11 protein-coding genes and 1 pseudogene are annotated in these 12,129 nt (G+C 65.9%); 7 read left to right on the top strand and 5 right to left on the bottom strand.

Annotated elements, in window-relative coordinates; genetic code table 11:
• Window positions 1-234: 234 nt before the first annotated feature.
• The 4 genes from hemN to CA237_RS18590 form a co-directional block, all read right to left on the bottom strand.
• A complete protein-coding gene (gene hemN, locus CA237_RS18605; RefSeq protein ID WP_307724545.1) occupies window positions 235-1,626 on the bottom strand; it encodes an oxygen-independent coproporphyrinogen III oxidase in 1,392 nt (463 codons plus the stop codon).
• 282 nt (window positions 1,627-1,908) lie between these two features.
• Window positions 1,909-2,436, bottom strand: a complete 528-nt coding sequence (locus tag CA237_RS18600; protein ID WP_037447224.1) for a hypothetical protein — start codon at window positions 2,434-2,436, stop codon at window positions 1,909-1,911.
• A gap of 22 nt (window positions 2,437-2,458) precedes the next feature.
• Window positions 2,459-3,136, bottom strand: coding sequence for an NAD(P)H-dependent oxidoreductase (locus tag CA237_RS18595; protein WP_051749601.1), 678 nt, complete (start codon window positions 3,134-3,136; stop codon window positions 2,459-2,461).
• Between the two features lie 27 nt (window positions 3,137-3,163).
• Complete coding sequence (locus tag CA237_RS18590) at window positions 3,164-4,495, bottom strand: MFS transporter (RefSeq protein WP_037447225.1); 1,332 nt, start codon at window positions 4,493-4,495, stop codon at window positions 3,164-3,166.
• A 105-nt stretch (window positions 4,496-4,600) separates the two neighbouring features.
• Between CA237_RS18590 and cyoA the strand changes: the two genes are divergently transcribed.
• The 7 genes from cyoA (at window position 4,601) to CA237_RS18555 (ending at window position 11,583) form a co-directional block, all read left to right on the top strand.
• Window positions 4,601-5,791, top strand: coding sequence for a ubiquinol oxidase subunit II (gene cyoA / locus CA237_RS18585; RefSeq protein WP_241215554.1), 1,191 nt, complete (start codon window positions 4,601-4,603; stop codon window positions 5,789-5,791).
• Window positions 5,792-5,813: 22 nt separating this feature from the next.
• Window positions 5,814-7,811 carry a cytochrome o ubiquinol oxidase subunit I gene (cyoB, locus tag CA237_RS18580; protein ID WP_126015193.1) on the top strand — a complete coding sequence of 666 codons (1,998 nt, stop codon included), beginning with the start codon at window positions 5,814-5,816 and terminating at the stop codon, window positions 7,809-7,811.
• A gap of 1 nt (window position 7,812) precedes the next feature.
• The gene (gene cyoC, locus CA237_RS18575; RefSeq protein WP_126015191.1) at window positions 7,813-8,451 is read left to right on the top strand and encodes a cytochrome o ubiquinol oxidase subunit III; all 639 of its coding nucleotides are present in this window, start codon (window positions 7,813-7,815) and stop codon (window positions 8,449-8,451) included.
• Complete coding sequence (cyoD, locus tag CA237_RS18570) at window positions 8,448-8,828, top strand: cytochrome o ubiquinol oxidase subunit IV (protein ID WP_241215553.1); 381 nt, start codon at window positions 8,448-8,450, stop codon at window positions 8,826-8,828. Before cyoC ends, cyoD begins: the two co-directional genes overlap by 4 nt.
• A 67-nt stretch (window positions 8,829-8,895) precedes the next feature.
• A complete protein-coding gene (locus tag CA237_RS18565; protein WP_322788196.1) occupies window positions 8,896-9,561 on the top strand; it encodes an SURF1 family protein in 666 nt (221 codons plus the stop codon).
• A gap of 107 nt (window positions 9,562-9,668) precedes the next feature.
• Complete coding sequence (gene adhP / locus CA237_RS18560) at window positions 9,669-10,739, top strand: alcohol dehydrogenase AdhP (protein WP_037447237.1); 1,071 nt, start codon at window positions 9,669-9,671, stop codon at window positions 10,737-10,739.
• Window positions 10,740-10,755: 16 nt separating this feature from the next.
• Complete coding sequence (locus CA237_RS18555) at window positions 10,756-11,583, top strand: universal stress protein (RefSeq protein WP_037447240.1); 828 nt, start codon at window positions 10,756-10,758, stop codon at window positions 11,581-11,583.
• Between the two features lie 40 nt (window positions 11,584-11,623).
• Here CA237_RS18555 and CA237_RS18550 read toward each other — a convergent pair.
• Window positions 11,624-12,129 (bottom strand): annotated as a pseudogene (locus CA237_RS18550) (IS3-like element ISGbe1 family transposase); the annotation flags it as partial.

Genomic DNA, 12,129 nt, shown 5'->3' with positions numbered 1-12,129 from the left:
TCGGGCTACGCCCGCCCTACGCCGCAACCAGCGCGAACGGTGCACCCGTCATACCCGTAACGCTGCTCGACGAAGGGGGTCCCTTTTGGACGCCGATAGGGGGTCCTTTTTGGACGCCGATTGACACGCTGGTAATCGGCGTCGGCGTCGGCATGCGCTTCTAACGCCCTTTCTCCGGCCGAACTCAGCGGCCACGCCGGTTCCCCGACGTGGCCGCTTTTTTGCGCCCGAAGATCAGACTGCGCGGCTGAACCGCTGGACGTTGAGCGCCGAGTGCTCGTCGAACGCGCTAGCGACCAGGCGGGCGTAGGGCTTCCCCTCCGGGGTCAGCGCGAGCGTCGCGCCCGAGATCGTCACCAGGCCGCGCAGCACAAGATCTTCCAGCCGATCATGAGCCCTTCGGTCGAGCAGTCCACGAATGCCGAACGTCCGGTGCGCGATGTCCAGGTCCACCTGCCCGTCGCAGAGCAGCCGCTCGATCACCCAGCCGCGCGCACGATCAGTCGGCTGTAGCGTGACGCCTTTGACCCCGGCCAGCCCACCGGAGTTCACCATTTCGACATACCGACCGAGGTGCTTCCCGTTCTGTACGATGACGTTGCCCACCTGACTGATTGCGGAAGCACCGAGGCCGATCAGGGCATCGGCGTCGTCATCCGTGAAACCCTGAAAGTTGCGCCGGAGGCGACCGGCCGCCGCGGCTTCGGCGAGCGGGTCGTCGGGCCTGGCGTAGTGGTCGAAGCCGATTGTGGCAAAACCCTGCTCCTCGAGCATCTCATGAGCCAGCAGCGACTGCGTGAAGCGAGCATGCGCGTTCGGCAGCAGCGTGTCGTCGATCATGCGCTGGCGCGGCAGCATCCGGGGCATGTGCGCGTAGCCGAACATCGCCACACGGGAGGGTGCAAGCAACCGCGTCCGCGCAAGCGTGCATGCGATGTCATCCAGCGTCTGGCCGGGCAGTCCGTACATGAGGTCGAGATTGATGGCGGCAACACCGGCCGCGCGCAGCTCGGCCGCGCGGAGCGCCACCTCCCGGAACGGCTGTACTCGGTTGATCTGCTGCTGGATCCGCAGGGAAAAGGTTTGGGCGCCGAGGCTGGCCCGCGTGATACCGCAGCCGGCCAGCGTGCGGGCATAATCGGCGTCGAGACTACGCGGATCGAGTTCCGCAGCCCATTCGGCGGCAGGGTCGACCCGGAACGATCGCTGAAGCGCCGCGCAGATCCTACTGAACTCGGCTGCCGGCAGGGCATTGGGGCTGCCGCCGCCGAAGTGGACATGGGTGACGCAGCCGCGGACGAGCTGCGCTACCGTTTCAATCTCACTTAGCAGCGCCTCGACGTACCGGGTGACCCGGCTCGCGCGGCCGACGGCACCGGTGTTGCACCCGCAGTACCAGCAGATCGTCTCGCAAAAGGGAACGTGCAGGTAGAGCGAGAGCTTTGCGTCATCGGCCAGCGCTCCCAGCGCTTGCCGTTGTTCGGAAGCTCCCACCTTCCCGCTGAACGAAACTGCGGTTGGATAGCTGGTGTAGCGTGGCACACTCAGCGCGGCGAGGTCAGCATGGTAAGCGGTCATGAGCGTGCGATGACCGGCGACATTTGCCTGCGCCTTGACGATCGTCAAATGTCAGAGCCGCTACGTATAATGCCGGATCAACGCCCTTGCGGTTGGTCAACGGCAGCAGCCGAGTAGCGCGGCACCCCGTAGGCCTCGAGCAAAAGGAGGCGACGATGATCCATCTTCCGAACGACTGGTTTCTGTATCTCGCGGCAGGCGCCATGGGCCTTTTTATGCTGACCATGATGTTCGTGACCGTCAGCGAACGCCGGCATCCCTGATTGGGGCCTGGCCCACAAATGGTGATTGGCCGCGAGCCCTCCATCGGCCGGCGCTCGCGGCAGCAACCTAGTGGGACGCTCCGTCGAGCGCCTGTTCCAGCGTCATTCTTGCGCCCGGCGTGTATCGGCGAGCGCCCAGATACAGGAACGCCAGCTCTTCATAGTCCAGCAAGCGCCGGCAACCATCGAACAGGCAGCGAAGCATGTAGCTGAGCATGTCCGTTCGCGAGTCGTCGACACCCTTCTCTCGGAGCATCTCGCCGACATCCTCCGCGTGCATGCCGATCGCGACCTGCTCAAGAAGGATGCGTCGCAACATACCCGCCCCGACGCGGAGCTGTTCGCCCGCGAACACGCGGTCGAGAAACCTGCTGGTGATCTCGACATGCTTTCTGAAGCGGCTTTGGATCAGGTCGGCGATCGCACTACGCTCGTCATGGTCCGGTGCCTCCAGGAGGCGATCGGCGAGCGCTTCCACCCGGTCGCACATTTCTCTGATGTCGGCATGATCCGACAAAAGAGCTCCAACATCGACCTCGTCGATGACCTTGGACCTGCGCACGAAGGGCAGCACCTGCGAGAAAGGCTGTTCCACGGCAAAGCCTCCAGCTTTCTGGTCACTGCGTCCGGCTGCTATCCTCTTGCGAACGCCGCTGCAGCGCCGCCTGAGCCTGCGCGCGGTACCGACCGTCAGCGAGCATCGCGCACGCCTTGTCCGCGGCCTGGCGCACCCGCTCCAACTGCTCCCCGGCGTAAGAGGCATCCATGTCAGGCACGACGGAGTCGATTCGAATGTGCTCGGCCTGTCCCATACCCAGTCCACGCCAGAGATAGACGTCAAACACCTCTTTCAACGACAGTACCTGCCCCTGCTCGTTGAGCCAGGGGAGCGAGGCGCCTGACGTGCTGAACGACAGAAGTGGCTTTCCTGCGACCACCGACTGCCCGGAAGCAGCCTGCAGATCGCGGAAGGTGTAGCCCGCCCCCAGTACACGCTCGACATAGCCCTTCAGCATGGCCGGCGGCAGGCCGAACCAGATCGGGTAGACGAAGACGACAATGTCGCAGCGCTCCAGATGGGCTAGTTCGGCTGCGACGTCCGCTGCAGGCGACCAGCCGGGTTCAGTCGGACGCTCGCTGGTGCGCAGCACCGGGTCGAACCCCAATGCATAGAGATCGCGGACCTCGACGCTATGGTGGTTGGCTGCAACCGCCTCCCGATAGGCATCGACGATGGCGTGGTCGAACCCTTCAGGCGTCGGGTTGGCGAGCACAACGAGGTGACGGAACATCATGGCTTCACTCCAGTAGCGGTGGCCGGCTCAGGCGGCCTTGCGGCCCCAGTCACGGTTCAGCGCGAGCGCGCCCAGCGTGCAGGCGGCGCCCGACAGCAGGTACGCCCCCACGGCGATCAGCCCGAAGCGGCTGGCGAGGAACAGCGCCGCCAACGGTGCAAAGGCGGCACCGACGAACCAGGCCGCCGTCGCGGTGGTACCTGCACCCGTGTAGCGATGCCGGGGCGAGAAGCTGCCGTTGGTCGCGCCGGACGATTGCCCGAACGACAGCCCGAGCAGGACGAAACCGAGGATCATGTAGGTCCACTCGCCCGCCGGCCCGCGATCAAGGAGCTGCGGTGCGAACCCGCTGTACGCGCCGATCATCGCCGCCGACACGCCCAGCAGCACCCGCCGGCCGATCCGGTCGGCGATGGCCCCTGAAGCCGTGACCGCAAGGAGTCCGACGGCTGCACCCACCATTTCGATGGTCAGGAAGCGGATAGCGCTGCCCCCATTCAGCACCACCCAGGAGAGCGGGAAGACGGTGACGAGGTGAAATAGCGCAAAGCTGGCGAGCGCGGCGAAGGCGCCGAGCACCACGGTGCGCCCCTCCTCCCGGAACATCTGGGTAACGGGCGAGGGCTGCAGCTCTCGGCTTTCGAACAGCTCCTGGAACTCGGGCGTCGAGATGAGCCGAAGCCGGGCGAACAGCGCGACCACGTTGATAACAAAGGCGACGAAGAAGGGATAGCGCCAGCCCCAGTCGAGGAAGTCGCTCATCTTCAACGTGTTGAGCAGGAACGCGAACACGGCCGCGGCCACGAACAGGCCGATCGGTGCGCCGAGCTGCGGGATCATGGCGAACCAGCCGCGGCGGTTGGCCGGTGCGTTCAGCGACAGGAGCGCCGGCAGCCCGTCCCATGTGCCGCCCTGCGCGATCCCCTGCCCGATCCGGAAGAGCGCGAGCAGGGCCGCAGCGATCCAGCCGACCTGCGCATGGCCAGGCAGGAACGCCATGGCCGCGGTCGAGCCGCCCAGCAGGAACATGGCCACCGTCAGCTTGACCCCTCGCCCGTGCCTCCGATCCAGCCACAGGAACGCCATCGCGCCGAACGGGCGCGCGACAAAGGCCAGCGCGAAGATCGCGAAGGAGTAGAGCGTTCCCGTCACCGGGCTCACGTCGGGGAAGATCAGGCTTGGGAACACCAGCACCGACGCGATCGCGTAGACGAAGAAGTCGAAGAACTCGGTCGAGCGGCCGATGATGACGCCGACGGCGATGTCGCCCGGGCGAACGTCGTGCCGTTCGGCATTGATGAGGCTGGCGTCTCGCTCAAGTGCCGTCGAGTTCGCCGGGCCCAGGGTGCTGGCTACCATGCTTCCAAGTCCTTCAATCTGACGTCTTCTCGTAATCTCGGGCGACCGGCGAACCTTTGACTTTTGTCAAAGTCGAGAGGGCGGCGTGCCGGTTAGCGGACGGGCATGCTCAAGACAGGATCCAACCTCATGCGACGCGCTCTGCGCCTGCCACAGCGTCTGGCGATGCTGGCGCTGCCCGCACTGCTCGGCGGCTGCGACATGGTGGTCATGAACCCCACCGGCGACATCGCGGTCCAGCAGCGCGACCTGATCCTGTTCTCCACAGGCGTCATGCTGCTCATCATCGTGCCGGTCATGGTGCTGACCGTGGTGTTCGCGCGCAAGTACCGCCGCGGCAACGCCAACAAGACCTATGATCCCAGCTTCACCCACTCCACGACGCTGGAGCTGGTGATCTGGTCGTGCCCGCTGCTGATTATCATTGCGCTGAGCGCGGTGACCTGGACCAGCACGCATCTGCTCGACCCCTTCCGCCCGCTGGAGCGGATCGCGCCGGGCCGCCCGGTGCCGGCGGGCACCAGGCCGCTCGAGATCCAGGCAGTCGCGCTCGATTGGAAGTGGCTGTTCATCTATCCCGAGCAGGGCATCGCCACGGTGAACGAGCTGGCGCTGCCAGTCGACGTGCCCGTTCGCTTTTCCATCACGTCGAACGACCAGTTCAACACCTTCTACGTGCCGACGCTGGCGGGCATGATCTACGCCATGCCGGGCATGCGCTCCGAGCTCAATGCCGTGCTCAACAAGCCGGGGACAAGCGAGGGCTATTCCGCCAACTATTCCGGCGCAGGCTACTCGAACATGCGCTTCAAGATGCATGGGCAGTCCCCAGCCGACTTCGCCCGCTGGGTGGCCGGCGTGAAGGCGCGAGGCGGCTCGCTCGCCACGGATCGGTTCGTCGCCCTGGCGAAGCCGAGCGAGAAGGTGCCGGTGATGCGGTTCGGCGCCGTGCAGCCGCAGCTGTTCGACCGCATCGTCAACCGCTGCGTCGAACCGGGCAAGCCGTGCATGATGGACGTGATGGCGCGCGACATGGCGCGCGCCGGCGGAAATCCGCACGATCACCGCATGGGCGCCGGCATGCCGCCTGGACGCGGCGCGGCTCCGATCACCGGCGAGAAGCCGACGCCTGCGCTCCAGAAGGCGCCCGAAGACAAGGGCTCGGGTCCGAATGTCACCAAGCCGGCGAAGCCCGGCGAGGCCCCGGGCCAGTTGAAGCCGGGCGACCAGCGCAACCGCGACCTTTCCGCCCTTCCCTCCTCCCTCCGCGGCGCCGCCGGCGCCGTGCGGGCCTGACCCCCGCGCGATCGGAACCACGATGAGCGACACCATCCTCAAGACCATCTTCGGCCGGCTGACGTTTGAATCGTTCCCGATTCACGAGCCGATCCTGTTCGGCACCTTCATCGTCGTGTCGCTGCTCGGGCTCGGCCTCGTCGGGGTCGTCACGCGCTATCGCCTCTGGGGCTATCTCTGGTCCGAATGGTTCACGAGCGTCGACCACAAGAAGGTCGGGATCATGTACATCATTCTGGGCATCATCATGCTGCTGCGCGGCTTCGCCGACGCGCTGATGATGCGCGCGCAGCAGGCGATCGCGTTCGGCGCGAACGAGGGCTATCTGCCGCCGCACCATTACGATCAGATCTTCACCGCTCACGGCACGATCATGATCTTCTTCGTGGCGATCCCGCTGGTGGTGGGCATCATCAACTACGTCATGCCGCTCCAGATCGGCGCGCGCGATGTCGCCTTCCCGTTCCTCAACAACCTCAGCTTCTGGCTGACGGTCGCGGGCGCGGTGCTGGTGATGATCTCGCTGTTCGTGGGCGAGTTCGCGCGCACCGGCTGGCTGTCCTACGCGCCGCTCGCCGGGCTGCAGTACAGCCCCGATACCGGCGTCGACTATTACCTGTGGGCACTCCAGATAGCCGGGGTCGGCACGACGCTCAGCGCCATCAATATGGTCGCCACCGTCGTGAAGATGCGCGCGCCCGGCATGACCATGATGAAGATGCCGGTGTTCGTGTGGACCGCGCTCTGCTCCAACGTGCTGGCGATTGCGATCTTCCCGGCGCTGACCGCCGCCTTCTTCCTGCTGATGCTCGACCGCTACATCGGCACCGCGTTCTTCACGAACGATCTCGGCGGCGCGCCGATGATGTATTGGAACATGGTGTGGATCTGGGGTCACCCGGAGGTGTACGTCCTGGTGCTGCCGGCATTCGGCATCTATTCGGAAATTACCTCCACCTTCTCCGGTAAGCCGCTGTTCGGCTATTCGTCGATGGTCTACGCGACGGTGGTCATCACCATCCTGTCGTACCTGGTGTGGCTGCACCACTTCTTCACCATGGGCGCTGGCCCCAGCGTCAACAGCTTCTTCGGCATCGCCACCATGGTGATCTCGATCCCGACTGGCGCCAAGGTCTTCAACTGGCTGTTCACCATGTACAAGGGCGACGTCCGTTTCGAGCTGCCGATGATGTGGGTGGTCGCCTTCATGCTGACCTTCGTGGTCGGCGGCATGACGGGTGTGCTGCTGGCGATCCCGCCCGCGGACTTCGTGCTCCACAACTCGCTGTTCCTGGTGGCGCACTTCCACAACACGATCATCGGCGGCGTGGTGTTCGGCCTGTTCGCGGCGATGGTCTACTGGTTCCCCAAGGCGTTCGGCTTCAAGCTCGACGAGTTCTGGGGCAAGGTCGCCTTTTGGGGCTGGGTGATCGGTTACTGGGTCGCCTGGACGCCGATCTACGTCGTCGGCCTCATGGGCGAGCCGCGCCGGGTCAACCACTTCGACGATCCCAGCATCCAGCCCTATTTCGTGATCGCGGCGATCGGCGCGCTCATCATCCTGGTCGGCATCCTCGGCTTCGTGATGAGCATCCTCGTCGGCTTCCTGAAGCGCGAGCAGCTGCGCGACACGACCGGCGATCCCTGGAACGGTCGGACGCTGGAATGGTCGACCAGCTCGCCCCCGCCCGCCTACAACTTCGCGATCACGCCGGTGGTGCATGCGCTCGACGCCTGGCACGACATGAAGCAGCGCGGGTACGAGCGGCCGCGTGACGGGTTCCGCCCGGTCCACATGCCGCGCAACACCGGCACCGGCGTGATCCTCGCAGGCCTCGCCCTGGCGCTCGGCTTCGGCATGGTCTGGTACATGTGGTGGCTCGCCGCGCTCAGCTTCGTCGGCCTGCTGGCGGTCGCCATCAGCCACACCTTCAACCTCAACCGCGACTACTTCATCCCTGCGGACGAGGTGTCCCGTACAGAGAGCCAGCGGCAGCAGCTGCTCGGCGCCGGAGCCTGACATGACGGACCACGCACTCGACCCTCGTGCGGCCAGCCCGACCTGGCACCTCGCCGAACAGGACGACCACGAACACGCCGACAGTAACGGCGCCACGATCCTGGGCTTCTGGATCTACCTGATGAGCGATGCGCTCATCTTCGCCTCCTTGTTCGCGATGTTCGGCGTGGTGAGCACCAGCTACGCCGGCGGCCCGATCCCGCGCGAGATCTTCGACCTGAAGCTCGTCGCGCTCAACACCGCGCTGCTGCTCGCCTCGTCCATCACCTTCGGCGAAGCCATGCCGCACATGGAGGCGGGACGCGTCGGGCCGACCCGCGCGTGGCTGGCGATCACGGGGCTGCTCGGCCTCGCCTTCCTCGGCATCGAGCTCTACGAGTTCGGCCAGCTGATCGCCGAGGGCGCGAGCCCGCAGCGCAGCGCCTTCCTGTCGGCCTTCTTCACGCTGGTGGGCACGCACGGCGCCCACGTTGCCGTCGGCCTGATCTGGCTGACCGTGATGCTGATCCAGCTTGGGCGGCACGGCCTGTCGCTGCCGATGAAGCGGCGCCTGATCTGCCTGTCGATGTTCTGGCACTTCCTGGACATCATCTGGATCGGCGTCTTCACCTTCGTGTATCTGTATGGAGTGATCCGTTGAGCACCGAACCCTACGATCACGCGCTCCACGCGCACGGCGACACGATGGGTCACGGCAGCCGCCGCGGCCACCGGATCGGCTCGCTGCTGGCGATCATCCTCACGGTCGTGCCCTTCTGGCTGGTCATGTCGCAGGACGGCCCCGCCCCGGGGTGGACCGCGGCGACGATCTTCGCGCTCGCGCTGGTGCAGATCGTCGTCCATGTCGTCTGCTTCCTGCACCTGGACACCCGCTCCGAGGGCGGTTGGACGCTGCTGGCGTTCCTGTTCACCGCGGTCATCGTGGTGCTGACGATCGGTGGGTCGGTGTGGGTCATGTTCCACCTTAACACCAACATGATGCCGATGCCCGGCGGCATGACCGGCCCGGTTCGCTGAAGCGAGATTGGTGATGGGGCGGTCGCGTCCGGGTAGGCGCAAGCGCACCGCCCTCACGGTCCTGGCCGTGTTCGGTATCGTCCTCTTCAGCGCGCTCGGCATCTGGCAGGTCGAGCGCCGAAGCTGGAAGCTGGCGCTGATCGAAGCGGTGGACGCGCGCGTGCAGGCATCGCCCGTGTCTGCGCCGCCTCCGGCCGTTTGGCCATCGATCGAACGTGAGCGCCACGCCTATCTGCACGTCGTCGCGCGCGGTCGCTTCCTCCACGACCGCGAGACGCTGGTGCGGGCGGTGACGGACCTGGGCACGGGCTTCTGGGTGCTCACGCCGCTAGGCACCGACACCGGCTTCGTCGTGCTCGTCAACCGGGGCTATGTCCCCCCGGAGCGTGCGGTGCAGGCCACCCGGGCTCGCAACCTCCCGGCGCACGCGACCGTCACGGGTCTGCTCAGGACGTCGGAGCCTGGTGGTGCCTTTCTCCGCCGCAATGATCCCGTGGCAGATCGCTGGTTCTCCCGCGATGTCCAGGCGATCGCGGCTGCGCGCCAGCTCGTTCGCGTGGCGCCATACTTTATCGATGCCGACGCCGATGCCCGGCCGAAGCACGCTTGGCCGCGCGCCGGGCTTACCGTCATCCGCTTCCAGAACAATCACCTCGTCTATGCGCTGACCTGGTTCGGGCTTGCCGGCCTGTGCCTCGTCGCCTTGGTGATCGTACGACGGACCCGCGCCTGAGATCGGCGACCAAGGGGCGGGTCAGCCGGTTCGCCGCCTCCGTAACATCCCCAATGCCGCGCCATCTCTGTTTGGGCGAGATACTTCGCGCACAACGGAGATCGACGATGGACAAGACGATGAGGGCCGCGGTCGTGCGCGGATTCGGCGAGCCGCTGGTGATTGAGGAAGTGGCCGTCCCCCGCCCCGGCCCCGGGCAGATTCTGGTGCAGGTCGCGGCCTGCGGAGTCTGTCACACCGATCTCCACGCTGCCGATGGCGATTGGCCGGTCAAGCCGGCGCCGCCGTTCATCCCGGGTCACGAGGGTGTCGGAACCGTCGTCGGCACCGGGTCCGGCGTCATCCACGTCAAGGAGGGCGATCGCGTCGGCGTGCCCTGGCTGTACTCCGCATGCGGCCACTGCCCGCATTGCCTGGGCGGCTGGGAAACGCTGTGCGAGAGCCAGCAGAACACCGGCTACTCGGTCAACGGCAGCTTCGCCGACTACGTGGTCGCCGATGCCGGCTATGTCGGGCACCTCCCCGATCGGGTGAGCTTCGCCGAGATTGCGCCGGTGCTATGCGCCGGCGTCACGGTCTACAAGGGACTGAAGGTCACCGACACCAAGCCGGGGGACTGGATGGTCGTGTCCGGCATCGGCGGCCTGGGCCATATGGCGGTCCAATATGCGGTCGCGATGGGCCTGCACGTGATCGCGGTCGATGTGGACGATGCCAAGCTGCGGCTGGCCGAACGGCTCGGGGCCGCGCTGACCGTGAACGCGGCTACCAGCGACCCGGTCGCCTTCGTCAAGCGGGCGATCGGCGGCGCGCATGGCGTGCTCGTAACCGCGGTCTCTACCACCGCCTTCGCACAGGGGCTTGGGATGGTGCGTCGGGGCGGGACCATGTCGCTGACCGGCCTGCCACCGGGCGACTTCCCGCTGTCGATCTTCGACACGGTGCTGAACGGCATCACCGTGCGCGGCTCCATCGTGGGAACCCGCCTCGACCTGCAGGAAGCGCTCGACTTCGCTGCACTCGGCAAGGTCCGCGCGACGGTCGAAACAGCGCCGTTGGAGCGCATCAACGACGTTTTCGATCGCATGCGGACAGGGTCGATCGAAGGACGCGTGGTGCTGGACATCAATGCCCAGGCGGCACCGCTGCAAGAGACCGACCTGGCGACCGCCGCCTGACCTGGGGAGAAAGCCGATGATCAAGGACATCTTGGCCATCGTCGATGACGGCGATCACGCACAAACCTTCCTGAAGACGGTTGCCGAGCTCGCGGCGGCTCGTGAAGCGACGCTGGAGGTCGCCGCGCTCACGCCCGCTCCGACAGCCTCGCCAGGGACCGCGCCGTTCGGAACGCTATACGTTCCTGAGTGGGTGTTGATGGGCGACGATCAGGCCAATGTCGAACGGGTGCGCGCTCATCTCGCCGCCGCCGGGTCATCGGCCGAGATCTTCGGCCTGCATGACGACATCGGCTGGCTTGCCGGCAATCTCAAACGAAGGCGGCAGGTGGCCGACCTGATCGCGATCGGCGCGCGCGAGACCTGGGCGAACCCGTGGCTGCGCAGACGCGTCGCAGAGACGCTCATCCGGGCCAGCGGAACCCCGCTGCTGATCCTGCCTGAAGAGCAGACGCTCAAACCTGTCCGTCGCGCAGTGCTCGGGTGGAAGGCCGGACCTGAGGCAACCCGTGCCATGCACACGCTGGTGCAGTTGGCTGACCCGGGCGCGCTGATCGATGTCGTGACGGTCGGCACGTCCCTGCACGCTTGCGAGGGCGAGCAGGAGGCGCACGCCGAAGTCAAACGACACCTGCTCCGGCACGGTTTCGACGCTCAGGGGCACTGGGTCGTCAACGACGACAAGAGCGAGGCGGAGACGCTGACTCTCTATGCGCAAGAAATCGGTGCCGATCTGATCGCGATCGGCGGGTTCGCTCATTCCCGCATCCGCGAGATCCTGCTCGGTGGGGTCACCGGCGACCTGCTCGAGCGCACCGAGACGCCGCTCGTGGTTGTTGGTTAGAGACACTGAGCAGCCCCCATCGGGTGGTCCGGGTTATTAGTTAGTGCATTGTCGTCTCCGCCGCCATTGCCGGTCGTAGGTGGAGCGAAGCGGAACCGGAGGCCGGCAATGGCGGTGTCGCCGCTTGTGGTGCGGGCGGCCGATAGCCCAGGCTGCTGTGCGGCCGGACGGTGTTGTAGTGACGGCGCCACGCCTCGATCAGTACCCTTGCTTCAGCGAGGCTGTAGAAGATCTCGCCGTTGAGCAGCTCATCGCGCAGCGAGCCGTTGAAGCTCTCGTTGTAGCCATTCTCCCACGGCGAACCCGGCACGATGTACAGCGTCTTCACGCCAACCTGCCCGAGCCATTTCTGAACCGCGGTAGCGATGAACTCGCTGCCGTTATCTGATCTGATATGCGCGGGCGGACCCCTCGCGATGAACAGGTCGGCAAGCGCTGCCAGCACGTCTTCGTGTCGAAGCTGGCGCGCGACGACCAGTGCCAGGCATTCCCTGCTGGCCTCATCGATGATGGTCAGTATCCGGAACTTGCGCCCGTCATGCGTCC

It is taken from the genome of Sphingomonas sp. ABOLH (genome assembly GCF_003951715.1).
Lineage (GTDB): Bacteria > Pseudomonadota > Alphaproteobacteria > Sphingomonadales > Sphingomonadaceae > Sphingomonas > Sphingomonas hankookensis_A.
This window is presented reverse-complemented; position numbering and strand designations above follow the sequence as displayed.